This window comes from Maribacter sp. Hel_I_7, assembly GCF_000688315.1.
GTDB lineage: Bacteria > Bacteroidota > Bacteroidia > Flavobacteriales > Flavobacteriaceae > Maribacter > Maribacter stanieri.
In genome coordinates this window covers 838,039-864,225 of the sequence record NZ_JHZW01000003.1, presented here as the reverse complement: position 1 = coordinate 864,225, position 26,187 = coordinate 838,039, and the positions used below count along the sequence as shown (strand labels likewise).

General features: G+C 33.2%; 19 protein-coding genes. 5 read left to right on the top strand and 14 right to left on the bottom strand.

Annotation, left to right across the window (positions count from 1 at the left end; genetic code table 11):
* Window positions 1–21: 21 nt before the first annotated feature.
* The 6 genes from P178_RS0115360 to P178_RS0115335 form a co-directional block, all read right to left on the bottom strand.
* Window positions 22–468 carry a KTSC domain-containing protein gene (locus tag P178_RS0115360; protein ID WP_027067044.1) on the bottom strand — a complete coding sequence of 149 codons (447 nt, stop codon included), beginning with the start codon at window positions 466–468 and terminating at the stop codon, window positions 22–24.
* Between the two features lie 96 nt (window positions 469–564).
* Window positions 565–5,448 carry a DNA repair ATPase gene (locus tag P178_RS0115355; RefSeq protein WP_027067043.1) on the bottom strand — a complete coding sequence of 1,628 codons (4,884 nt, stop codon included), beginning with the start codon at window positions 5,446–5,448 and terminating at the stop codon, window positions 565–567.
* 63 nt (window positions 5,449–5,511) lie between these two features.
* Window positions 5,512–7,578, bottom strand: a complete 2,067-nt coding sequence (locus P178_RS0115350; RefSeq protein WP_027067042.1) for an SPFH domain-containing protein — start codon at window positions 7,576–7,578, stop codon at window positions 5,512–5,514.
* Window positions 7,579–7,593: 15 nt separating this feature from the next.
* Window positions 7,594–8,316 carry an OB-fold-containig protein gene (locus P178_RS0115345; protein ID WP_027067041.1) on the bottom strand — a complete coding sequence of 241 codons (723 nt, stop codon included), beginning with the start codon at window positions 8,314–8,316 and terminating at the stop codon, window positions 7,594–7,596.
* A 4-nt stretch (window positions 8,317–8,320) separates the two neighbouring features.
* Window positions 8,321–9,034 (bottom strand): PspA/IM30 family protein, encoded by a 714-nt coding sequence (locus P178_RS0115340; RefSeq protein ID WP_027067040.1) that lies wholly within the window; start codon window positions 9,032–9,034, stop codon window positions 8,321–8,323.
* 12 nt (window positions 9,035–9,046) lie between these two features.
* Complete coding sequence (locus tag P178_RS0115335; protein ID WP_027067039.1) at window positions 9,047–9,442, bottom strand: molecular chaperone Tir; 396 nt, start codon at window positions 9,440–9,442, stop codon at window positions 9,047–9,049.
* A 242-nt stretch (window positions 9,443–9,684) separates the two neighbouring features.
* Between P178_RS0115335 and P178_RS0115330 the strand changes: the two genes are divergently transcribed.
* The gene (locus tag P178_RS0115330; RefSeq protein ID WP_027067038.1) at window positions 9,685–10,440 is read left to right on the top strand and encodes a helix-turn-helix domain-containing protein; all 756 of its coding nucleotides are present in this window, start codon (window positions 9,685–9,687) and stop codon (window positions 10,438–10,440) included.
* A 56-nt stretch (window positions 10,441–10,496) separates the two neighbouring features.
* On the opposite strand, the gene P178_RS0115325 is transcribed toward P178_RS0115330, so the two are convergent.
* The gene (locus P178_RS0115325; RefSeq protein WP_027067037.1) at window positions 10,497–10,688 is read right to left on the bottom strand and encodes a cold-shock protein; all 192 of its coding nucleotides are present in this window, start codon (window positions 10,686–10,688) and stop codon (window positions 10,497–10,499) included.
* A gap of 329 nt (window positions 10,689–11,017) precedes the next feature.
* On the opposite strand from P178_RS0115325, the gene P178_RS23295 reads away from it, so the two are divergent.
* Window positions 11,018–11,185, top strand: a complete 168-nt coding sequence (locus P178_RS23295; RefSeq protein ID WP_036146964.1) for a Lacal_2735 family protein — start codon at window positions 11,018–11,020, stop codon at window positions 11,183–11,185.
* Window positions 11,186–11,330: 145 nt separating this feature from the next.
* Window positions 11,331–12,173 (top strand): hypothetical protein, encoded by an 843-nt coding sequence (locus tag P178_RS0115315; protein WP_027067036.1) that lies wholly within the window; start codon window positions 11,331–11,333, stop codon window positions 12,171–12,173.
* Between the two features lie 5 nt (window positions 12,174–12,178).
* Here the strand turns inward: P178_RS0115315 and P178_RS0115310 are convergent, their stop codons facing one another.
* The 4 genes from P178_RS0115310 to P178_RS0115295 all read right to left on the bottom strand — a co-directional run bounded on the left by P178_RS0115310 (window position 12,179) and on the right by P178_RS0115295 (window position 16,012).
* Window positions 12,179–13,018: an aminotransferase class IV gene (locus P178_RS0115310; RefSeq protein ID WP_027067035.1), complete on the bottom strand. Its 840-nt coding sequence runs from the start codon at window positions 13,016–13,018 to the stop codon at window positions 12,179–12,181.
* Between the two features lie 3 nt (window positions 13,019–13,021).
* The gene (locus tag P178_RS0115305) at window positions 13,022–13,921 is read right to left on the bottom strand and encodes a sugar phosphate isomerase/epimerase family protein (RefSeq protein ID WP_197026812.1); all 900 of its coding nucleotides are present in this window, start codon (window positions 13,919–13,921) and stop codon (window positions 13,022–13,024) included.
* A 126-nt stretch (window positions 13,922–14,047) separates the two neighbouring features.
* Window positions 14,048–15,235, bottom strand: a complete 1,188-nt coding sequence (locus tag P178_RS0115300) for a PQQ-dependent sugar dehydrogenase (protein ID WP_027067033.1) — start codon at window positions 15,233–15,235, stop codon at window positions 14,048–14,050.
* 147 nt (window positions 15,236–15,382) lie between these two features.
* A complete protein-coding gene (locus P178_RS0115295; protein WP_027067032.1) occupies window positions 15,383–16,012 on the bottom strand; it encodes an SDR family oxidoreductase in 630 nt (209 codons plus the stop codon).
* A 207-nt stretch (window positions 16,013–16,219) separates the two neighbouring features.
* On the opposite strand from P178_RS0115295, the gene P178_RS0115290 reads away from it, so the two are divergent.
* Entirely contained in the window at window positions 16,220–16,507 is a 288-nt protein-coding gene (locus P178_RS0115290; protein ID WP_027067031.1) for a hypothetical protein, read from the top strand.
* 71 nt (window positions 16,508–16,578) lie between these two features.
* On the opposite strand, the gene P178_RS0115285 is transcribed toward P178_RS0115290, so the two are convergent.
* Window positions 16,579–17,688 (bottom strand): alkene reductase, encoded by a 1,110-nt coding sequence (locus P178_RS0115285; protein ID WP_027067030.1) that lies wholly within the window; start codon window positions 17,686–17,688, stop codon window positions 16,579–16,581.
* 212 nt (window positions 17,689–17,900) lie between these two features.
* Between P178_RS0115285 and P178_RS0115280 the strand changes: the two genes are divergently transcribed.
* Complete coding sequence (locus P178_RS0115280) at window positions 17,901–20,153, top strand: TonB-dependent receptor (protein ID WP_036146960.1); 2,253 nt, start codon at window positions 17,901–17,903, stop codon at window positions 20,151–20,153.
* 68 nt (window positions 20,154–20,221) lie between these two features.
* On the opposite strand, the gene P178_RS0115275 is transcribed toward P178_RS0115280, so the two are convergent.
* Window positions 20,222–20,923 carry a hypothetical protein gene (locus tag P178_RS0115275; RefSeq protein ID WP_027067028.1) on the bottom strand — a complete coding sequence of 234 codons (702 nt, stop codon included), beginning with the start codon at window positions 20,921–20,923 and terminating at the stop codon, window positions 20,222–20,224.
* Window positions 20,920–26,187, bottom strand: a complete 5,268-nt coding sequence (locus P178_RS22730) for a BspA family leucine-rich repeat surface protein (protein ID WP_051638330.1) — start codon at window positions 26,185–26,187, stop codon at window positions 20,920–20,922. Before P178_RS22730 ends, P178_RS0115275 begins: the two co-directional genes overlap by 4 nt.

Below are 26,187 nucleotides of genomic sequence, written 5' to 3'. Positions count from 1 at the left end.
ATAACCATTAATTATATACGATTATGCCTCTTGAAGGTCACGTTTCGATTTTCTGTACAAATAATTTGGGAAAATACTTCTTTTCGCAAATCTGTTCAATTTGTTAGAATTGATCATTTTCTGGAAAATAGGCTTCGTTACACCGAAGTACTCATACGTAGAACCATCAACGAAAGTAACTTCTAAAACTAACCCATTATGCTGAAAATCAGCAACACCCGAGTTTATAGACTCGTTGTATACTTCTTTATTAGCTTCTTTGGTTTCAGGAGCGATACTCACTAAAAAGTGGTATCCGTCAATAATACGACGACTCTGAACTTCAGCTTCTTCTCTTTTTTCGTCACCTTCTTGAAACTTGTCTGGGTGCCATTCTTTAACTAAACCTCTATACGTGGACTTAAGTGCTTTAAGTTCAATCTCTTTTTCAACCCCGAAGAGTTTCTTGTATTCATTAATGCGCTTCATAATACAGCTTTTTTGCGGGTGCAAAACTACATCTTTATTTTGACGTGAAAGCTTGAATTTCAGGAATAAAAGAAAAAATAACCACCTTATTAAATGTTAGTCATTATTAAGCCCATTTTCTAAAACGGACTTAATGCCTGCTAAGTTTTCAGAAAATTCCATCATTTGTGAAAGTACTTGCGCCATCTCGTTGGCGTTGCCAAAACTTTTAATTTTATTATTCTTTACAAACTGTTCTTTTATAGAGGACCATCTTGCATCTTCTTCAATAGAAAGATTACCAATAAGTTCGTTGTACTTTAATAAATTGGCTTCGGCAGAACCAGTTAAGGTTTGTGCTTCATTTTCATAATGTGAACGTAATAGCGTGTTCAACTCATTGTCGTTCATAATAGGAACAATTTGAGAGACCAGTTTATTCATGTCTCTATATGAGCCTTGAAGTTTAAAAGTTGGCTCTACCCGATATTCATCTTGCATAGCCGCACTCTTAATATATGTAGCATTTACCTTAAGTAACACATCTCTAACCCTTAAAACCTTTTCTAAAACCTTCTTATATTCTTCAATTTCTTGGCTAGAATGATTTCCAATAAGTTGACCTTCATCAGATTTAGATTCAATTTGATCAACTAAAGTATAAACATCATCAAACTCTTTGCTTGCTAATTGCTGTAAAACAGGATTTGCCGTTAGAGAATTTTCAACAAGACTTAATCTGAATAAATGTTCAGTTTCGCCAATGATATCACCCAAATTATAAATATCTGCCCTATTAGCTAACATATCTGGGATCTTAAATTTTTCTCCACTCTCTGTATATGGGTTACCAGCCATAATTACGCAGAATTTCTTACCACGTAAATCATAAGTTTTAGGTTGGTTTTCATATACACCTTCTATTTTACGTGTACCATCTGATAGGGAAATAAACTTTTGTAAGAATTCTGGATTACAGTGTTGAATATCATCAATATAAAGCATGACGTTGTTCCCCATTTCAAAAGCCAAATTCAATTTTTTAAGCTCTTCCCTAGCGGCACTGTTTTTTGCTGAAGCAGGATCAACGTTTGTTACTTCATGACCAATTGCAGGACCATTAATCTTAACGAATATTAAGCCTAATCTATTAGCTATATATTCCATTAAAGTGGTCTTACCATAACCAGGTGGAGAAATTAAGAGTAGCATACCCATTCTGTCCGTACGTTTATTTGCGCCAACGGTACCTAATTGTTTTGCTAAATTGTTTCCAAAAATTGGAAGATATACTTCGTCAATTAACTTATTACGAACAAAAGAAGTAAGTACTCTAGGTTTAAACTCTTCTAGCTTCAAATCATTCTTTAATTGTTCTGTAATCTCAAGTTTAGTCTTTTTAAACTTTTGAAAAGCAGGAACTTCATCCAATACAAACAAATTCAATCGCGATACAAAATCATGATAATTGAAAGAATAAACACCTTCAACAATAGTAGCATGAGAACCTCTAAGGTCCTTTATTACTTCGTTTGGAGAAACAGCCTTAATTTTTGAAGCAGACTCATCTCTAAAAAGAAGTGCACTCACTATTTCATTCTCGTATCTATATGTTGCGTTATCAACTTCCTTTTTAGATTTTAAAAATGCCCCAACCCATTGCTTAACCAATCTAACTTTGGTTTCTAGATTTGTGGACTCTTCTACACTTTTTTTGAATTTTAAATCCGCCTGTTGAGACTTTAGAAACTTCAAAAATTCCTCTTTAAGCTGTATGGCAAGACTACTAAACATAAATTCAGAGTCAGACTTAAGCTCTTCAAACAAATATTCGGCAATATCTGTACTTAACAATGAATCAAATAGCTTAGTTCTTTCTGCAAATAACTCTATATTCTTTTTAAGTTTATCTATAATAGATGAGTACTCGTTAGAGTTAGGGAAATACTGTAATACCTCGCCTGCAGCCTTTAAACTCTTGTCAAGTTCGCTTCTTATGTCATCAGATAAATCATTCCAAAAGAACTGTGCATATCCACGTATTTCTGGTCTGTAAGTGAGTAAGTCTAATTCATGATGTTTATGTACCAGTAGTTTCAGTATTTTTGAAGCATCTACATCATGTACTCCCTTTATATATCCCTCAGAATAATCATTTCTGCTTTGCTCTTGAACTACTTTTAATAATTGTTCTTCACTTAAAGGAATATATTCATCTTCAGAGGCATTTTTAAATAGCTTATAGGCTAAGTATGCCGAGCGATAAATACCATCAGTTTCAGAAACATATTCTTGGTTCCATAAATGACGATTTTTTACAAACTCATCATTATTCAACTTCTTATAAAAATCGGTACCTGTAAGGTGGTAGTTAAGCTCGTTATCATGAAAAACAATGGTTAGGTCTAGTTGTTGTTTGTTTACACCAAATTTGTGCTTGCCCAACCTAATAATACTATCACCATCTTCATAAAGGTCTAATTTATCTTTCAGCTTTCTAAGCGCATCTTCTCTTGCTGTTTTTAGCTGAGTTTCAATTTCTTCTGCTTTACCGCTATCATCAAGCTCTTGCAATTGAGAAATGATATCACGAAGCTTATTGATCATTAAGTCCGAAGCAAAGTATCCATTGATTTCTACTGCAGAATTAAAACTTTGTGCCTTTTTTTGAACACCCTTTAAAATTCTATTGGATGCACTGGTTAACGCACTAGACTTTTTATTTCGTTTCTCGATTAAGGTGTTCTTTCTTGCATCAAAAGCAGCATATACCTCTTCTCTCTTTTCAATGATAGTCTCAATAAACTCTTCAAAATCTGTGAACTTACCCTCCAATTCTTCTAATTGAATAGATGTTCTGGTTTGATATTCATCACACTTTTCTGGAGTTGATGCCATATCCAAATAATTGATGATACTCTGATCTATCAATTTCAATTGGGCTGCAAATTCTGCTTTAGCCTCAGATATACCTAAAGAGTTTCTTTTGTTCTTTAAAGCTGCTTTAAGTTCATTTATGGTAGAAAAAATCAATGATATATCATCAATTATTTTTGTTGAATGCGCGGTATCCTCAATGTCTAAATTAGAAACGATGTCAATTAACATTTCTAGATCAGTACTGATCTCGTTAATTTCCTCTTCCTTTTTTTTAGCCTCAATTACTTTTTCAACAGTACCAATGAATTCTTTCTTTTCTTTTAAAGCATCATGATATGGCTGTAATGCATTAGGGTTTAAAAGAAATTGAACACAACGTTCAGAAATTTTCTTTGTTTGTTCTTCAATTTGTTCCTCAAGAGTTTCTAGATACTCTAAGTCAATATACCTAACTTCCTTTAAAGAGATAGCTTCACCTCTAGTAGATCTTAATCTAGTAAGTAGCGCTACAAACTCATCAATACTTTTAAAAGAGGTACTCTTTATTTTACTAAATAACTCCTCTGCATTCTGTTGTATTAATTTTGATTGGTTGTGTGCATTTTTACGAAGCTGAACTACTTTCTCAAACTCATCAATTGCGGCATTAGATGCCTTGTTGATTTCTTGAAGGGGTTCGTTTAATTGATGGGTTTCAGGTTCAGGCAACCAGTAATATGCATCTAATATATCTTTAGAGAATTTTGCAATATCACTGTATAGACCAGCATAATTATCATTCTTATTAAGAAGTGTAATTAAACCATTAACTTCTGCCATTGCCCTTACAATATCCTTGTTCCCAATTTTATAAAGTAAAGTGTCTTCATGTTGCGATGGCACATAATCACCTTTTAAATATGGTGTTTGCCAAATTTGCACAACATGGTGTTTTGTTTGCTCTTGTTCTGTTTTAAAATAACATAACTCTCCGTTTTCTAGAATGGTAAATCCATTACAGATAATAGGAGTTTTTATCACCTGACTAATGATATTATAAGACATTAGATTATATAGACCTTCTGCAGCAGAATAGAACACATACAAGAAATCTTCACCATTAGGAGAAATAATACGTTCTTGAAACTTTACATTATCAATGGCGTTATCAAAAATATGGTACTCCCCTGTTTGTAAATAGTAACCAGTTGGGAAAATGATACCTTGGTCATCTGGCAATACAATACAAGCATTTTTAACTGTATCTATTTTTTGAACCTCTTTCATTTTGTCATTGTAAACAAAATAACGAGGAGACTCTTGGAACGGTTTAATCTCTAATACTAGTAGGTTTCCTAAATCACCAAAACGATATTGACCATCATCTAAAGTTTGGTCAACATATTCAACAGGTTCATCTAAGATACCTTTTCCTTCAGCAGTATTGTCTTCTATCTTAATGGTAAGATCACCACCGATAGTTTCTACAAACACACGGTCTTTAATAGATACGTGAGAGTGTTCACCATAACGGTGCATATCTCTAGTAGCCTCTTGCCATTTGAATTCTTGCTGTAAAGGAAACTTATATTCATGTTCACTACGGTTATCAACATATTTTAAGGTATCGTTTACCAATAACCACTTAAATGTTTTAATATCAGTAGGACTATCACTTAACTGAAAAACCATATGTAGATAATTTCCAATTATGGCAAAATTGGAAAATATCGTATTTCGGTAATACTTATATAAATTAGTGAAGTCGGTTTTAAAAGTGTCATCATCTAAAAGGTCTAAACTAGAAGTTTTAAAACTGTTATCTATAAACTGGTAACAGCTAAAAACATCTTTAATCGTTATTTCGGTTCTAAGACCAAAATGAACATTATACCCGAACAGACAGGTGTTACCAAAAGAAACAATATCTCTTGCAATACAGTTGTTTTCTGTATTGATCCTATCATTGGCAATAAGCTTTGTTTCTAATGATCCAAAAACGGTTTTTCTATCATCGTTTAGATTTGTAAGCTTACTCTGTAGTAATTCCTTCTGCTTTTGCAGTCGGTTTTTAATTACATCATAAGTACCACCATCTAAAATATGCTCTTCCGTATTTCCTGTTCGGGATTCCTCTGCCATAAAAATAACTAAGCTTTTAAATTACATTAATAATTTACTATCTGATACTTAGGTGTTGTGTGATTATTTTAATTTTTTATCACTCATACCTAAACCTTTTGCCAGGTTGAACAAGTTGCTAAATAGCGTTTGTTCATCGTTATCATTAGACTTCGCTTTTAAGTCCATCAGTAAATTTGCAATAGTTAAGTTTTTAAGGTCTTCAGATGAAACACCGTATTTATCAGCAAATTCCTTTACTTTACCTAGTAGGTTTCCCTTAACATCGTCACTACCTAAAATAGCATCTTTTACATCTTGTATATTGGTAGAATTGGCTACTAATCTATCATAACCTTTAGCTCTTGTAATTTGCCCAATAATTTGGTCAAAGAACATTGTTTCACCACCTACGATATCAATCTTAGCTGCTTTAAGTGCATCACCAATAACCATTGCTTGTGCATCGGCAATATCTTTTTGGATATTAATGTGAGCAAGATCTACTTGTAATTCTTTGTCTAAACGCAATTTGAATTCCTCATGCTCTTTACCAACACCATCTAACTTTTTCATTGCATTAGCTTTCTCTTCAATACCAGCGGCATCTGCCAAAGCTTTTTCTTTGATTACGTCTGCTTCAGCTAAACCATCTTTACGCTTGGCTTCTGCCTTAGCTTCAATACCTACTGCTTCCGCTTTAGCTTTTTTCTCAATAATGATAGCCTGTACAATACCTTCACGCTCGTAAGCGTCAGCTTTAGCATGCATAACCTGTGCTTCAGACATACCTACGGTAGCCTCTTCTTTCGCTTGAGCTTCTGCTAAAATTTTTCGTGCTTCCGCTTCTTTTTCACTAGCCTCTTTATGTGCTAAAGCTTCAATATTGATTTCTTCAGCTTTTTGCTTAGCAGCTTCTTTTTGAGCCTCTGCAGCCTTAATTGTTTTAATTAAGTCTTCTTGAGCATTTGCTTCGGCAATAGTGATTTTTACTTGCTTATCTCTATCAGCTGTTTTAAAAGCTTGAATATCTTTCATATTTTCTTGCTCCTCGACTACTCCTTTTTCTAGCGTAACACGATCACGAATAACATCTTGTATATTCTTCTTTTCTACTTCAACAACTTTCTCTTTTTCAATTTGGGCAAGAGTAACCACTCTTTCTCTTTCCGTAGCCTCTAATAATCTATCTTTTTCTACTCTTTCTGTTTCTACGGCATCTGTACGTTGTTTGTTCTTTAACGCAACAATTATTTGACGCTCCATATTCTCTTCTGCAATCTTAACTTTTTCACGTGTTGCAATACGAGCAGTTTCTGATTTCAAAAGTTCTTCTTCAGAAACCTTTAAGATTTCGGCTTCTTCGCGAGACTTAATGTTTGCAATCTCTCTTTTTTGTTGTTCTTCTTTTTCAGCTAGCTGTTTGTCAAGTTCTAAAATAGCTTCCCTTGCTTCAACATCTTGTTTACGGATGGTTTTCTCTTCATCTCGCTTAATAAGATTCGATTTTACATTTTGAGCAGCAGTAAGATCATTTATCTTCTTAATACCTTCTGCATCAAGAATGTTATCTGCCTTTAAATGCACTACGGCAGTTTGTTCTAAATAGTCAATAGCACAATCTTCTAAAGTGTAGCCGTTAAGGTCTGTACCAATGATATCTACGATTTCATCCCTAAACTCTCTACGCGCCTCATATAATTGAATGAAGTCGAATTTTTTACCTACGGTTTTCAATGCTTCAGAAAACTTCGCCTCAAATAATTCTTCAAGTGTTTCTTGACGAGATGCTCTTTGAACACCAATGGTCTGGGCTACTTTCTTAATAAAATCTACTTCGTTATTTACCCTAACAAAGAATGCAACTTTAATATCTGCACGCATATTATCCTTACAGATAAGTCCTTCAGTAGCCAGTCTTTCTATTTGAATTTTCTTTACAGAAATATCCATGACTTCTACACGGTGAAAAACAGGTACTACATATAGACCTTTGTCTGTTGCAACTTTAGTTCCTCCAAATCCAGTTCTTACCAGGGCTTGACCTTGATGAACTTTTTTGTAAAACATTGCAATGATTGCAAAATAAACGATGATAAGGAAGAGGATAACACCAAGACCTATACCGATAATTGAAAAGATGGATTCCATAAATTAATTTAAGATTTATTGGTTATAAGATTGTACTAGAAAATAAGTATGGTCAGCAGATCTTTTAATGATAAGAACCGTACTACCATAGCTTATTGGTTTTTTGTCTAAAGATTTCACATAAATAGAATGGCTGTTGCCTTCCGCTTTTACTTCTGCATTACCCATTTTATCCTCAGTTATGTTAGATAGCAAAATTGCTTCTCTACCTAGAAAATCAACTGGGGCATCACCATCCTTATTCAGACGCTTAAAAAAGCTCTTGAAAGGAGTGGTAAATAGCTTATTTACAAACAGTGCCGGAAAAAAGGCAGCAATCATTATTATGAAGCCTATAAAGTTGTCATAGGTAAACGTCAAAGTTGTGAGAATAGTTGTAATTAACCACCAAATAAATATCCAACAGGTAAAAGTGAACATAAATGGTAGACCCACAAAATTGAAATAGATAAGGAAAATTTGCCACCATTTTAATGGTCTACGTCTTTTTCCAATAACATCATCTTGGTTTACTTCGGTATTTGAAATATCTTCAAAATCTAAGTTGCCACCTTCAATGCTTGGGTCAAAGTCCATATCAACATCGGCATCAATATCTACGTCAATATCTACGTCAATATCTAAATCGAAGTCTATACCACCGATCATTGTAATGATCCAATACACAAGAAGAAGTATCAACAATAACGTTAGCGTAATATTTACCTCAGAAAATAATATGTCTATTAGTTGATTCAAATTTTTATTTTTTGGTTTTATTAAACCCTAATTGTTCTTTTAATTTTTGAAGTTCATCATCAGCCGCTGCTTCAGTTGTATCTGCCGCTTTATCTAATTCTTCATCAATGGATTTGTTTGAATTTGCTATGTCGCCATAAGCTTCCGCTAATGCTTCTTCTTGGGCAATTTTCTCTTTCATTCTTTCAAGCATAGAAACCGTACCGGTACTATCCAGTTCGGCCATTTGCTTATTTAAGTTTTTGGTGGCATTACTAACTTTAACACGGGCTTTTAGTGTTTTAAGTTCATTTTCCCAATTACCTATATTAGATTTCAATGCTTCTACATTACCCTGCATTTGACTAACATTAGCCTCAAATTTCTCAGTTTCGGTTTTGGTTACTTCCAACTGCTTTTCATTAACTTCTTTTTGCACTAAAGCTTCTTTGGCAAGCCTATCTGCCTCGGCAGCATCTAATTCTTTGCTGTTAGCCTTCTTTAGTATTATGATAGCTTTGTCTTGGTATTCTTTTGCTTTGTTTTTATAAACGTCTTGATCATTCTTAGAACGAATGGCAAGAGCCTTTACTTGTGCAAGAGCCTCTAAACTTTTTTCCAAGTCTAGTTTCATATCCCTAATGCCCTGTTCGGTCATTTTTATAGGATCTTCCATTTTATCAATTGCCGAATTAGTTTCAGCCTCTCCTATTTTAAACAGTCTTTTGAATATATTCATGATTTTTATTTTTTAGTATTTAGAAAATTCAATTATTTGATCCGAGTATTCACTCATTAATAAGCTTAGAGAATTAAGACTGGCTTCAAATTCGTTTAAATCCATATTCTCAATTTGTAAGGTGTCTCTGAATATGACACGGTTAGCTGTTTCATCAAGAACAAAAGCTCCATGTATAATATCTCTATTCTTTTGAAGTAAGTTTCTGAAAATTTTTTCAGATTGATTATGTACAGAGAAAATAAACTGTTCCATAATTAAGATTGGAGGAGACACCCCTAGAATTAGATTTTTTATTCCAAAATCTTCCTTCTCAACAACCATAATACCATCAGCTCTATTTTCTTTAACAATATTAAAGTTCAATTCAAGTAGATAATCTCTGGTTATATTAAAATGGTTTTTCATTTGTGTTGGTTTTTGTAGGTGGTTTCTTAGGTTCAATAATACAAAATAATATCGGTGCGCTTTCTTAATTTATAATAGTAACGCCAAAATGTAAACAACTAGGATGAACATAATATTGTGTTTTAGAATTCAGTTAATTAAAAAAAACTCGCTCAAAATACTAGCAATTCAAATAATATTTGCTAATATTGTTAGACAAATATAATAATATTTTTATTATTTGCAAATAAAATTAGCAATAAATGTCATATTTTGGAAAGAACATAAGAAAAATAAGAAGTTTAAAAAGTCTTAGTCAACAGGCGTTTGCAGAGTTATTTAACCTTAAAAGAGGTACTTTAGGAGCATATGAAGAAGGAAGAAGTGAGCCGAAAATAGAGACATTAATAAAAATTGCTAATTATTTTAGCATACCTATTGATGAACTCTTAACTACAGAATTAACAGTTAATAATTTACTGAAGTTTAAAGGTAATTTAACCGTTGAACAAGATTTAGGTGAGCAAGAATTTTTCGTAAAAGTACCTTGTATTACTACCAAAAATCAAAACGACTATATTAAATATTTTGATAAGGAATCTTACATACAAGATTTGCCATTTTTAACACTACCTATAAATCCTGATAAAAAATTTAGGGCGTATACGGTACAGAATTTAGAAATGAGCAAAAATGAACTAGGAATGTTTCCTAAAGATATTGCTGTTGGGGAATGGATACCGCCATCAGTATATGCAAAACTGAATAATGGTACTTTAGTTTTTGCTGTAACAGAAAAAGATATCATCTTAAGAAGGCTATTTATAACGAACGATATATTTGTTTTACGTGCCGAACATAAGAATGTAGATGATGTAGAACTTCAATTAAAAGATGTTAAAGAAATGTGGCGTGTTAGATATGTATTTTATCACAGACTACCAGAAACTAATTATACCCTAGAAGATAAGTTGTTTCAATTAGAAAAAGATTTTGATAGACTTAAAAATGAACGGTAATAAAAAAGCCTTTCACTATGTGAAAGGCTTTTTCTTAAACTTGAAAGTATATATGTTTAGATAACTTTTACGTTCACTGCGTTTAATCCTTTGTTTCCTTCTTTTAATTCGAATTCAACTTCATCGCCTTCACGAATTTCATCGATCAAACCTGAAATGTGTACAAAGTGGTCTTTTTCAACTCCTTCTTCAGTGATAAAACCGAATCCTTTTGTGTCGTTGAAAAATTTTACTGTTCCTTTACTCATTGTAATGTAATTTAATTTATAATACTTATTAAGTAGCAAAGATGACGCCAATAGTTGACAAACAATGTTTTAAGTTTGTTTAATTACATAAATTGGCAAACATTTAAGAGTTTATCGGCAATTTATAGCCTTTTACCGGTTTTTTCTAAGTTCCTAATGTTGTAAACCGTACCCTAAAAGTTGAGATTTATCAATTTCCCAAGTCAAATCAGCCATTTTTATTACCAACATTGTTATTAAATAGCCGCGAAATTCAGGAATATGAGATTATGTTTTATTTAAAAATTTCCTTGAACTGCTACTAATGTACTAACTTCAAAACAAAAACTATGTTCGGACTATTTAAAAAGAAATCTCAAAAGGAAAAATTACAAGAGCAGTATGAGAAATTACTAAAGGAGTCTTATGACTTATCTACTCAAAATCGTTCTAAAAGTGACAGTAAAGCTGCTGAGGCAGATGCCATATTAAAACAGATTGAAGCTTTGGATAATTGAATTTATCATCATAAACCTCTTATGTATGTTATGGTTTAATTATCTATTTTAGAAGGCTAAACAAAGGAGTTCTACTTTAAAAATAAGAAGACTCTAGCAGCATTATTAACAACAAATTATTAATCAACTTATTTTACTCAACAAAATGAAAAACAGATTACAATTAAAAAGCGTCTTTAGCTGTATGTTACTCACTTTGCTTTTTAGCATTAGTTTAAAATCTCAAGAACCTAATTTCAATATTGAAACAGATTTACTTTTGGTGCAATTAGATTCTAAAACTGATATTGATGATTTACACACTGCCGCTGGTTTGGCAACTTTGTTACATCACCCGGATTATAAAGATTTAAACTATGTAGCTATTGCAGGTACTTATGGCATACAAGAAGGTTTATATGTGCCACCAAATGAATTAATGAAACTGGCATTTAATAAAAATTGGGTAGATGCTGATAAAGAATGGAAGGCATCTGTGAAAATGATTGCCAAAAAATCTCAAAAAGTGATCGATAATGGTGGGTCTGTTTGGGTTGCAGAGGCTGGTCAGTCAGACTTTACTGCTGACTGGGTTATGAAACTGGTAGAAAAGAATCCTTCTTTAAATGTAAAAGAGAAAATTCATGTGGTTCAGCATAGCGATTGGAATGAATCTGTTACCGAACCTACCAAATTAAAATATGCCCAAACTATAACCGATTATCACAAAATTGCTGATGGTAACGCCGTAGGAAATGGTACACCAGGTTTTAAGTCCGACGGAAAAGTTGATTGGGAATCTAAATTAAATGATAAACATTTAACCCATGTTTGGAATACAGCTATTCGTTTAGGAAACCAATACAATGGAATAGATGGTAGATACCTTAATGAAAGTGTAGCTGAAGGTGGATTGGACTTTTCCGATTTATCTGAAGTATGTTATATTTTAAATTTAATGGATATTAAGAACTCAGACGAATTCTTTACTTATTTCAGTGTAGAATAAATAAATCACTTAAGATTTAATAAGGCCTCTTGCAATTTTCTTGTAATGGGGCCTTTTTTATTTCCTGTATATAATATATGCTCGTCAATTTGCTGAATTGATGCGATTTGTGTGCTGGTGCCAGTTAAGAATGCTTCATCTATAGTAGTTAAGTCATCAATAGAAATAGGTGATTCATTTATTTCAATATTTAGCGATTTGCATAAATCTAAAACAATAATTCTGGTAATTCCGTTTAGAATGTACTCATCCGCAGGATGCGTGTAAACAACATTATCTTTCACAAAAAAGACATTACTATGAGATGCTTCTGTATATAAGCCATTACGATGCATAATAGTTTCGTAGCAATCATACTGCATGGCTTCTTCATTCAACATTACGTTACCTAAAAGCGATGTCATTTTAATATCGCAACGAGACCATCTAAAATCATCTCGAGTAATGACTTTAGCATCTATTTCATTAATATCAGGTAATACTTTAGGTATGGCGTACATCATTACCGTTGGTAGTATATCTGCTGGATAGGAATGCTGTCGTGGGGCTACACCTCTGGTAATCTGAATATAAAGCATGCAATCTTTATTGGTAAGTTCAGATGCCTCAAGTAATTTTGATATCTCCTTTGGAAGGATATCAACATCAAATTTAATATTGACTTTTAGAAGTCCATCTTTTAAACGATTTAAGTGCGCTTCTTTATAAAAGAATGAACCATTAATTTGAACCATTACCTCATAAAGACCATCGCCAAAAATAAATCCGCGATCAAACACTGAAATTTTAGCATCTTGATGGGGTACTATGCTTCCGTTCAAATAAACTTTTTCTGGGTATTTCATGAATTAAAGAAATCTTTGCAAATGTTTTTTAAAATAAACAGCACTATCTGTAATGCTTTGCATGGAGTTATCGGCAAAATTACCGCCTTGTTCAATATAGTAGTATTGTAAATCCTCCATATCTACAGAAGATAATAGGGTTTTATAATCAATAGAGCCATTGCCCATTTCTGAATAGTCGCGGGTAACTTTATCCATATCCTTAATATGCCACATAACATAACGCCCAGGATTTTCTGTAATTAACTCATGAATATTTTTATTGGAAGAATGTTCTACCCAATACATATCCATTTGTAGTTTAACCAAACTGGGTTCAGTGTTTTTAAGAATAATATCATAGCCCTGTTCGCCATTATGGTCGGTAAATTCAAAATCATGATTGTGATAGGCAAACTGTAATCCTGCTTTATTAACCTGCTCCCCTATTGTATTTAATTTATCTGCTAAAATTTTAAAATTTTCAATAGTTCTAAATTCTCGAGCTAACCAAGGCCATGTTATATATTTACTATCTAGGGTTTTAGAACCTTTAATACATTGGTCTACATAGCGCTTAAGATGATCCATAGGCTCATTAAAAAGACTTGAAAAATCATAATGACCACTAGATATGGTGAAATCTAAATCGACCAGTTGCTTTTTAAACTCTTGAGATTTTATTCCGTAGTATGTATCGTTTTTGCCATCATAACCATATATCTCCCCGTCTTCATACCCTAGCTCTTTGGCATATTTTAAACTCCCAATTGGGTCTTTAGCCATGGCATCACGAATAGTAAACAATTGCAGTCCCATTTTATATTTATAATCCATTGGAAGTACGGATAATGGGAGCATTGAACTTACTGATAATATACCCGTTTGTTTTAGAAATGTTCTACGTGAGTTATAATCGTTCATGATGATATAATGTTGATGACAAAATAAGGAGTATAAATATAAGAATTGGAAACGGGAATAAGATGAATAAGAAATGAAAAAGCAGCCAAATTTGGCTGCTTTGCTTCTATAAATGTATATCTAAATTTAGTTATTGGCAAGTGCTGTTTCACTATAAGAAACACGATAAATGGCATCGCCATAATCATCTGAAATCAACATAGAACCATCTTTTAATAATAATATGTCTACAGGTCTTCCGGTAGCTTTCTGCTCAACTTCATTTAACCAACCATCAATAAATGGTTCTGTACTTACAGCTTCACCATCCTCTATGTTTACCATCATAATTCTGTAACCTACTTTTTTACTTCTATTCCAAGAACCGTGTTCAGCAATAAATGCCTTTCCTTTATATTCTGATGGAAACATGTTTCCTGTGTAAAATTTAATGCCTAATGGAGCAACGTGTGCATCTAATTGTAATGCAGGAGATACAAAATCTGAACAAGGGTGTAAATCACCAAACTCAGGATCTTTAACAATACCGCCATGACAGAAAGGGTAACCAAAATGTTGTCCAACTTCTGTAACCTTATTTAATTCGCAAGGCGGAATATCATCTCCTAACATATCGCGGCCATTATCTGTAAACCACATTTCTTTAGTATCTGGGTGCCAAGTGAACCCTACAGAGTTTCTAACTCCTCGCGCATATATTTCACGATTGCTACCATCTGGGTCCATTCTTGAAATAGTTGCATATCGCTCATCCTCATCTGTACGATTACAAATATTACAAGGTGCCCCAACAGGCACATATAGTTTGTCATCAGGACCGAAAGCAATGTATTTCCATCCGTGATGAAATTCTGTCGGAAAGTCATCGTAAATCAGTTCCTTTTCTAAATCGCCTCCTAATTGTTTTTCAATATTTGGATATTTCCAAAGACTACCAACTTGCGCTACGTACAGATCACCATTTAGCATAGCAATACCATTTGGTACTTCCATGGTATCTAAAACCATGATATTGTCAGCCTTAAAATCACCATCGGTATCTTGTATGGCATATACATTATTTTCTGTTCTAGTACCCACGAACAATGTTCCGTTATCACCCATTGCCATAGAACGTGCACCATCTACTCCCCTTGCATAAACTTCGATTTGAAATCCTTCTGGTAGATTTAAATCCAACAGAGCTAAATCAGTACTGTCCAGTTCAACTTTCTCAGCTGTATTTTTTAAATCTTCTTTTTTGTTCTCTTTGCAAGAATGTAACGCAATAACCAAGGCTAGCGCTAAAGTCATTTTTAGAAAAGGTATTTTCATTTTTTAGGTTGTTTAGTTCCCCACGAAGATACACAACATGGTTTTGTAATTAAATTATTAAAATTAGTTATTGAAAATTTATGAATAAAAAAGCCAATTGTAATAGTATTAGAATTGGCTCAGTTAAATTATAGAATTCGATTGAATTTAGGCATTTGATTCCATTGCTTTTCCAATAAGAGTATCACCTTGTATAATTTCAAACGTACTATTAATGGCATCATTATCATGTAAAGAACGCACTAAGGTTTGCGCTACATCGTCTCTTGTAATAGAACCTTGTTTGTTCAATTTTGTCTGCAATTCAATTTTACCTGTACCTGCATCATTTGTTAATGACCCAGGTCTAACAATTGCATGTACTAAATTTGTTGATTTTAAATACTCATCAGCATTATGTTTTGCCTTTAAATATTCTTTTAAATCATCTGCTTCTTCAGGATTGTCTGCTCCCATAGAACTAAGCATAACGAACTTTTTAATATTTGCTTTTTTTGAAACGTCAATTAAGTTTTTTGCACCTTCTTGATCTACTTCCACAACTTTTTTACCACCAGAACCTGCGGCAAAAATTACCTTATCAATATTATCAACCGTATGCGATAGGTCTTTTTCTAAATCTCCTAATACTGTTCTTATATTTTCCTTTTCAAATTGCTCTTTTTGTTCTTCTTTACGAACCATGGCTACTGGTTGAAAGTATTGAGAGTTTTTTAAAAGGTTTATTATTTTTTTTCCTGTGGTACCGTTAGCACCAGCTACTAATACATTTTCCATCTTCTAATAGTTTTTTAGCAAGTTCCGTAATAACTATAGTAAGCATTAATGCGTTAACTAATTATATTAACACGAATACACACTGTAGAGTTAATACACTGTAAAAAGAATTGTTGACTTGATATGAGCTTAAATATCTATGGAAAGCGACAATGTAAACATCATAGAAATGGTAATTTGAGAATCTAATTATATAAAATTACAGCTATGAAAAAAGACAAAACAAACGATAAATATAATTCTGATATAACAGAAGCAGATTTGCAAGCTTTAGGAGAAAGAACTAAAAATATAAGAACAGATAATGGAGACGATGGCCAACTCAACAGTCGTGAAAAAGAGGTTGATTTTGCAGGAAAAGAATTGGATGTTCCAGGACGTGATTTACCCCAAAACAAAACGCATAAGATTTTAAAGGACGAAGAGAACCAACTGTATAGTCAAGGAGCTGATGGAAATGAAGATTTAGAAAGAAATACTGACCATATTAAATAGTCAGTACATGATTGTATAAAAAAAGCAGCCAGATGGCTGCTTTTTTTTTGAACAATAACTACTATTTTAAGTTATGCGAGTTCTTTTTCTTCATTGTATTTGGGATAATCTAAATAGCCTTCTTTGCCTGGTGTGTAAAAAGTTTTTTCATTCCAATCTGCTAAATCATATCCATTAGCAAATCGCTCGACCAAGTCTGGATTTGAAATAAATGGTTTACCATAAGCTACTAAATCTGCGTTTCCTTCTTCAATGACCTTATTTCCGGACTCTTGATCAAATCCTGCATTAATCATTAAAGTACCATTATATAAAGGTCTAAAGTGTTTAGAAATGTTTTTTACTGCGTATGAAATATCAGAAACATCTGTAAAAGGTTCAGACAAATGAATATAAGCTAAATCATAATCATTCAGTTTTTTAATAATATATTCAAATGTTGGTATGGTATCCTCATCCATTGTAATACCAAACATTCCGTTTAACGAAGGGTTAAATCTTGCTCCTATTTTTTGTTGTGGAATTACTTTGATCATGGCATCTAAAACTTCAAAAAAGAAACGAGCTCTATTCTCAATTGTTCCCCCATATTCATCTGTTCTAGTATTTGAAGTTCCATTAAAAAATTGGTGAAATAAATATCCGTTAGATGAATGTATTTCTACTCCGTCAAAACCAGCTTCAACAGCATTTTTAGCTGCATTTTTAAAATCTTCTACGGTTTGTTTAATTTCTTCAATAGACATGGCTTTTGGTGTTACGGTATCTTTAAAACCCTCTGGCGTATAAGATTTCGCATTAGGGTTTATTGCAGACGGAGCTAATGGTAATTCCCCATTATGAAAATCTGGGTGAGACATACGCCCAACGTGCCATAATTGAATAAAGATTTTTCCACCTTTGTCATGAACTTCTTTTGTAACTTTTTTCCATCCTTCCACTTGTTCTTTGGAATAAATTCCTGCAGTGTTTACATAACCTACTGCTTGTTTAGAGACTTGTGAACCTTCTGTAATAATTAAACCTGCAGATGCTCTTTGAACATAATATGGTACGTGTAAATCTTCTGTTGGTACATTGCCATCGTTTGCAGCTCTGCTTCTTGTCATAGGTGCCATGACAACCCTATTCTTTAAATCTAAATTTTTATGATAAGGTGTTAATAATATCTGTGTACTCATTGTTTTATTTTTTAAAATTCTGTTATAAATGCAAAGTTCTGAATAACTACGAATGTCTATTGACTCTTATAGTTTAATCATTGTCATTAAGCGTAAATAATTTCCCTATCTCTTTAATATTTTTATTTTGGCGTTTTTTTTAAAACCATAAAACCATCCGTGGTTTTTGTCGTAAGTACTATTGAAAACAAACTTTATTTAAATATAATTTTATGAATTATAGCAGTAATTGGGCACTTAGGCTGTTAACAATATTTCTCATTATTGGGGCATTCAATATTACCAACGCGCAAAATCTTAAAGGTGTTGTTACTGATACTAGTGGTGCCTTATTGGAAAATGTTGGTATTTTTAACCAAACCTCTGGTCAACATAGTCATACCAACCTATCTGGGTTATTTTCGCTTCCTTCAAGTCAAATCAACGATTCTATTTACTTCTCTAATTTAGGTTATAAAACTTTTGTTTTGGTAGTGAATCAAAATCATTTGAGCGAAGGTGTTGAAGTGATATTAGAGGAATCTAGCATTAACTTAGACCAAGTGGTCGTGGTATCTAAAGTAGATGCAATGAGCAGAATTGTAAATGTAGATATACAGAACGACCCAGTTAAATCATCACAAGAAATTTTACGAAAAGTACCCGGACTTCTAATAGGGCAACATGCCGGTGGTGGTAAAGCAGAACAAATATTTTTAAGAGGATTTGATATTGACCACGGTACCGATGTTGCTATTAGTGTAGATGGCATGCCGGTAAATATGGTGTCGCACGCCCATGGTCAAGGGTATGCAGATTTGCATTTTGTTATTCCAGAAACTATAGATAATATCAATTTTGGAAAAGGTCCGTATTATGCGGATAAAGGAGATTTTAATACCGCAGGTTTTGTTGATTTAAACCTTAAAAAAAGTATAGATAAGAGCATGTTGTCTTATGAAGCAGGGCAATTCAATACCAATAGATTTGTAGGCCTTTTTAACATTTTAGAAAGTAGTAAAAGTGATGCGTATATAGCCTCTGAGCTTTACCTCACCGATGGTCCTTTTCATTCGCCACAAAATTTTAATCGTATAAATATTCTAGGTCGTTATCATTATAAAGATATAGGTAAAGAAGAATTAACGTTAACTGCTTCACATTTTCAAAGTAAATGGGATGCATCTGGTCAAATTCCACAACGCGCTATCGATCAAGAAATAATAGGTAGGTTTGGAGCCATAGATGATACTGAGGGAGGCCAAACAAGTAGAACTAATTTAATGTTGAATCATACCAAATTCTTAGGCGAAGATCAATTTCTTAAGACAAGGGCTTTTGTGAGCAAATATGATTTTGAGCTGTTCTCTAATTTTACCTTCTTTTTGGAAGACCCTGTAAATGGTGATCAAATTCGCCAGTATGAAGATAGAACCATTATGGGTGCTGAAACTATTTTTGAACAAATTGATATTCCAGTAGGTATAGATGATCGATTTAAATACTCTGCAGGTTTAGGGTTTAGGCATGATAATGTTGATGATGTTTCTTTGGCACATACTTTAAACAGAAAAACTATTCTAGAGCAATACGCTTTTGGTGATATTGATGAAACAAATATCTACAGCTTTATTAATGGCGAGTATACAACTGGAAACTGGACATTTAATCCGTCGATACGATTAGACTATTTCAAATTTGATTATGAAAATAAATTGAGCGAGACTTATGACAATAAAAGCGAAAGTAAAGCAATAGTGAGCCCCAAGTTAAATACGATTTATACTTTCAACCGTAACTGGCAAATGTTTTTGAAAACCGGATTAGGATTTCATTCTAACGATGCCCGTGTTGTAACGGCAAATGAAGGTCAGGAAATATTACCAAAAGCATATGGGTTAGATTTAGGTACCATAATTAAACCAACGGATAAGTTGGTTTTAAATGCAACATTATGGGGTTTGCTTTTGGATCAAGAATTCGTTTACGTGGGTGATGCAGGTATTGTAGAGCCAAGTGGAAAGACACGTAGGTTAGGTGTTGAAGTTGGTGGTAGATATCAAATTCTAGACTGGCTGTACCTTTATAGCGATGTAAATTATACCTATGCGAGAAGTACTGAAGAAGCAGACGGTGAAGATTATATTCCCCTTGCACCAGATTTTACGGCAGTAGGCGGACTATCAATTACCGATTTAGGCAATTTTTCCGGTAATTTAAACTATAGATATTTGGGTGATAGAGCGGCAAATGAAGATAATAGTATTGTTGCCGAAGGATATTTTGTAACCGATCTAAACCTGAATTATGATATTAAAAACTGGACAATCGGTTTAATCGTAGAAAACCTATGTGATACCGAGTGGAACGAGACCCAATTTGCTACAGAAAGTAGATTGTTCAACGAAACCGCATCCGTCGAGGAAATTCACTTTACTCCCGGAACTCCTTTTTACTTAAGAGGTAAGGTTGCTGTGTCGTTTTAAACAAGTTTTAAATGTATGCTATAAGAGCTCTGATTTCATTATCAGAGCTCTTTTTTTTAATTCGAAAACTATTCAGGTGAATTAACAGTTACTTCAGAAACTGAAAAACTACCCGTACTATCTTTAGAAATAATTTTAATATAATATTCGGTACCAGAAATATATTCAATTCCAGATATGCTAGTGTCTTCTAAATCAGTCTCTTCAAATAGTACTGATTCATTTTCGGTTATAATTACGTCGTAGGTTAAAAGGTCATTGTCTTCATCAGTTCCAACCCATTTAATTGCTAACAACTGCGCTGAAGTATTAAACTCTGTAGTAATTTCTGCGGCATAAGGAGCATAATTACCTTCGGCTAAACCAGGGGTAGTAAAAGAATACGTATCACTTTCCGTATCGCCAAATTCATTTTTAGAGGTCACTGTCCAAGTATAAGTTTTGCCTCTATCTAAGCTAACCGTAGTTTCCAGTCCACCAACAGTGGAGCTTGCCGCTTGCTGGTTGTTTAATAAAACTTCTAATGTATAATTAACGGTATTTTGCGCAGCATTCCACTTAAATAAAATAGAGACTTTAGTATCATTATTTGGTATAGGTTCAAATTCTGAACAAGGCTCGCCATTAGCAGGTAAAGTACCTGTTGCTTTAGTAGGAACCGGTTTGTCTATCTGTTTTTCCGTCTCTTCAGGAGTGCTTTTATCGCAAGAATTTAAGCAAACAAAAATCAATGCAAGACCTGTAAAATATTTTAATGTTTTATATATCATTTCTTTATAATCTTAAAGGTTTTTGAATGTTGTTTTGATTTGATTACCGTAGGGTAAATTCCGGTTTCCATTGTTTGTAAGTCGATTGAATTTAAGCCTTGCCCTGAAAAAGTTTTACTTATTACTAGCTTACCCGATAAATCATAAACCAACACGGTACTTGATTCTTCGTACCCTTGGATAAACACTTCTCCCGAAGTAATTGTTGGAAACATTATAACACTATCTGAAAAGGCAAATGAATCGGTAACCATCCCTTGGCAGTCACTTTCTCCTGTAATAGAAATAGCATTGAATTCAGATAAATCCGATAATTGAATTTCATTTTTTCCGTTAGATGTAAAGCTGAAGTTTTTTAGTTCTCCGTTTATATCAACATTATAAGTATAGCTGCCCTCCACATTGTAAGTTGCCGTTTTAGCAGAGGTATTTAAACTTTCTCGCTTTCCTGAGATTGAGCCGACTTCGTTAATTTGAATGCCGTAGGTTTGAGAATACGAAATATCTGGAATAGAAATAGTGACCATATACAAACCAGTGGTAAGATTAGCTACTTCTATATTCTCATTTAACGATACCTCATTATAGTCTGTTGAAACTGGACCTTCAACAGCTATATTAAAAATATAATCAGTTAGCTCACTCGAAATAGAAATACTTCCATTTGCTTCTCCCGGGCATGTTGGTGTAACACCATAAACTAAAATGGCATCTGATGCTATTATTTCGCAACCATTGTCGTTTACAGTTGCGTTAGGTTTTGTCTCTAAACAATTATCAAATTGGTCTAATACACCATCTAAATCATTGTCTTCATTACAGAAAGGTACTTTGCCGTCGTAGTTAAATGTCCAACCATAAGTATCTATAATGATTTGACGTGCTTCTTGTGATTCACAATATTGTAATCCATATGCGCTAAATTCCATATTAGGTTGTAGGTTTGATAATTTTGACCAGCCTATTAATGTTGTATCATAATTTTCTACTGATAACCCAGTAGCATCTAACATTCCATACATTTCCGGTACTTGAGAAATATTCCATTTACCTAAACTTTGGTCGAACGCAGTTGCAGATAAAAACATATAGTTCATAAGTTCAGCATTACTAACGTCCCAATTGCTCAAATTTTGATTAAACGATATTGCTGAATTAAACATTGCTTCCATACCCTTAACGTTAGAAACATCCCAATTACCAATATCTTGATTAAAACTAGCAGTCTGGGCGAACATATCATTCATGATATATACATTCCCAACGTTCCATTCTCCGATATTGGAATTGAAACTTAGGGCACGACTAAACATACCTCCCATATCTTTTACATTTTGTACGTCCCATTTACTTAGGTCTTGATTAAATAGGTCTGTATTTGAGAACATACCAGACATATTAACAACCTTCTGTACATTCCAATTTGAAAAACTTGAATTACCAATTAAATTCTTACATCCATTAAACATCGCGGATATTTCACTAACTGAACTAAAATCAGGGGTGTCAAATGCACTTACATCCACATTAACACAACCAGCAAAAGCAGATCTCATAGAGCTCCACCTAATATCTCCCCATTGTTCAATAAGCAATAATTTATTCGAATCAGTTTCAGTCGCTGTATGTTGATTATTAAAATAAATTCTAGGAAACTCACCTGAAATTGAAACTTGGTAAGTTCCAGCAACTGAATAAGTATGTGTTGCATCACCAGTTATATTAGTGTGTGTGTTACCATCTCCCCAATCAACCGTATAGTCATATGTTTCACCGGGAAACGTAGGTATAATTATTTGATTATCTTCAGAAACTCCAGGGTTATCAGTTTTCCAGGTAGTTATGAAATATGTGCCAGAGCAATCATTACCAGAATCTATGATTTGCCAACCATAGGTGTTTATAAGTTCATTTCTGGCTTCTATACTATTGCAGAAATTGGTATCTGCTGCCCCAAATTTTACATTGTTGATTAAGGAAGGTAAAGTGCTCCATGCATTCAGTATTTTATCATAGTTGGCAATAGATATACCTGAACCATTGAACATCGCATCCATATTTTCAACTTTACTTATGTTCCAATTTTCTAAGTTTTGATTAAAGGATGTTGCATTTTTAAACATATCGTTCAAATATCTAATATTGCTTACGTCCCAATTTTCGATAGATTGGTTAAATAATGAAGCTCCTGAAAACATTCCGTTTGCAGACATGATGGTATTACTTAAATCCCATAATTCCATGCTTTCATTTCCAATAAGTGATGAACAATTATAAAACATATACGAAAATTGTATACCCTTTGAAAAATCAGGTATATCTGATGCTAAAACATCTAAATTAGTACAGCCGGCAAAAGCGAAACTCATACTATTCCAACGAACTGTACCCCATTGGTCAATTGAAATAATTTTTTTAGGATCGGCAGTTTTTCTAGGAACTTGATAAGGATAATCTTCGTCACTGTTATTAAAGAAAATATGAGGAAACCTACCTGTAATAGATACTTGATATATGCCTGGCACTTCATAAGAATGAGTTATATCTTCTGTTACACCCACATTCGTTGTTCCATCTCCCCAATCAACATTATAATTATATACTTCATAAGGATTTGTTGGAATAGTAATTTGATTATTATTAGAAGCTCCTGGATTATCTGTTTTCCAGCTAGTTATAAATGGACGTTCTATTTCACAATTTTCACCTTGGTCTAAAATGTTCCAGTTAAAATTTTCTATTAAATGTTTTCTAGCATCTTTGCTAGAACAATACTGAACATCTTTTGCCCCTAAAATGGTGCCAGTTTGTAAAGTTGATAACTGACTCCAACCAATTAAAATATTATCATAATTATCTCTTGAAAGGTCATTATCGTCAAAAATATTTGACATGTCAAAAACATTGCTTACATCCCAAGAAGATACATCCTGATTAAAGCTGGATTGACTTAGCATGTGTCGCATAGTTATGACATTACTAACGTTCCAAGAAGAAATGTCTTGATCAAAATATGTGCTGTTGAATAAAAAATCCATGTTTGTAACATTGCTAACATTCCAACTGGTTACATCTTGATTAAAATTACTGGAACCAAACATTCCCGACATATTAGTTACATTACTTACATCCCATGTGCTAATATCGAAATTGAAAGGAGCACTATAGAACGTATGAGACATATTGACTACACCACTAACATCCCATTGTGAAATATCTTGATTAAATGCAGACTTATCGAACATGTAGGAGATATCAATAATATTACTAACATTCCAATCATTAAAATTTTTAATACCATTAAAGTTAGAGAACATACGAGTTCTTGAATTATCAAACCCATAGCTACAATAATAAAACATTCGACTTAAACTAGTCACATTGGTTAGATTTGGAACATCATTGGCTGCCACCGATAAGTTTGAGCAATTTGCAAAAGCCGATTCCATAGATGACCATTGATTGGGACCCCACTGATTAATGGTCAAAATTTTATCACTATCACCATTTTCATTAAAATAAATTCTAGGAAAGATACCGCTAATGGAAACATAGTATATACCCGGAGTATCGTAGGTATGTGTTATATTACTAGTAATATAAGTATCAATGTTTCCATCGCCCCAATCTACGCTATAATTGTAAATTTCACCAGCGTATGTTGGAATAGTGATTTGATTATCTGCTGAAGTACCAAGATTATCGGTTTTCCATTTTGTAACAAATTGGTTTGGTAAGAAACAAATTTCACCACCATCTGTAATAGTCCAGTTATAATCATTTAATAACTCTTCTTTGCCAGTTGAGCCAGAACAATATTCACTATTTCCAGCATTAAAAATTACATTACTTTGTAATTGTGGTAATGCTGACCAAGCATTTAAAATATTGTCATATATAATTTTTGACATACCAATATCCAAAAACATATCAGCCATACTGGTAACATTTCTAATGTTCCATGAAGAAATATCTTGTTTAAAAGAATTAGCTCCATGAAACATGTTATCCATTGCGGTTACATTACTAACATTCCAATTACTCAAATTTTGATTAAAAGAATATGCATAATTGAACATTTTAGTCATATCCGTTACACTAGACACATCCCAGTTATTAATGGGTAAATTAAAGGTTGTCGCTCCATTAAACATACCAGACATATCAGTTACAGCACTAACATCCCAAGAAGAAATATCTTGTCTAAAATTATAGGCATAATAGAACATTTTTGATGAATTTATGACATTCGTCATCTCCCAAGTATTCAAGGGTTGGTTAAATATTTCTGCATTTGCAAATATGGATTCCATGTTGGAGACTGAGCTTACATCCCAGTCTCCAACGGGTTGATTAAAGGACTTTGCATTTTTAAACATATAACGCATGTTCGTAACATTGCTAACATCCCAATTAGAAATATTTTGATTAAAAGCCAATGCATTATCGAACATTAGGTCCATGCTTATGACTTTAGATACATCCCAACTACTTAAAGGTTGATTAAAAGCTCTCGCATTTGTAAACATCCAGCCCATGCTTGTAACATTTGAAACATTCCAATTGTTGATGTTTTGATTAAAAGAATGGCATCCAGAAAACATCGCCCACATTATTTTCACGTTACTTACATCCCAATTTCCAATATCTTCATTAAAAGAAGTAGCGTTTACAAACATTGCTGGCATATTTTCAACATTACTCACATCCCAGTTTCCAATTGGAGAATTAAAAATAGAACATGAACTAAACATGCTGTCCATATTTGTAATCGTTGAAACATCCCAATTGTTAAATGCTGGAGTACCAACCAATGAATAGCAGCCGCTAAACATTTGGTTTGTTGAAATGACTTTGGAAAGGTTTGGACTATCATTTGCTATAACATCTAAATTTTCACAACCACTAAATGCCTCTTGAGCCGCTATCCATTCAATATCTCCCCATTGATCAACAGAGATTATTTTCTGTTTATCTCCCCAATCCTTGAAATAAAAGCCTGGAAAATTACCAGTAATTTCTACACTATATGTGCCAGGATTTGCATAAGTATGAATTAAATTATAACTATTAGAATAAGTATCAATAGTGCCATCACCCCACGCTATAGTGATTTCTCCATAATTTCCATAATATGATGGTATCGTAATCTGATTCTCATCAGAAACACCTGGGTTATCTGTTTTCCACGTAGTTATTAATTCGTTTTGTGAGTAGGCAATTGTAATGCATAAAAAAAGAATGCAACTGAGTAAAGTTCGCAT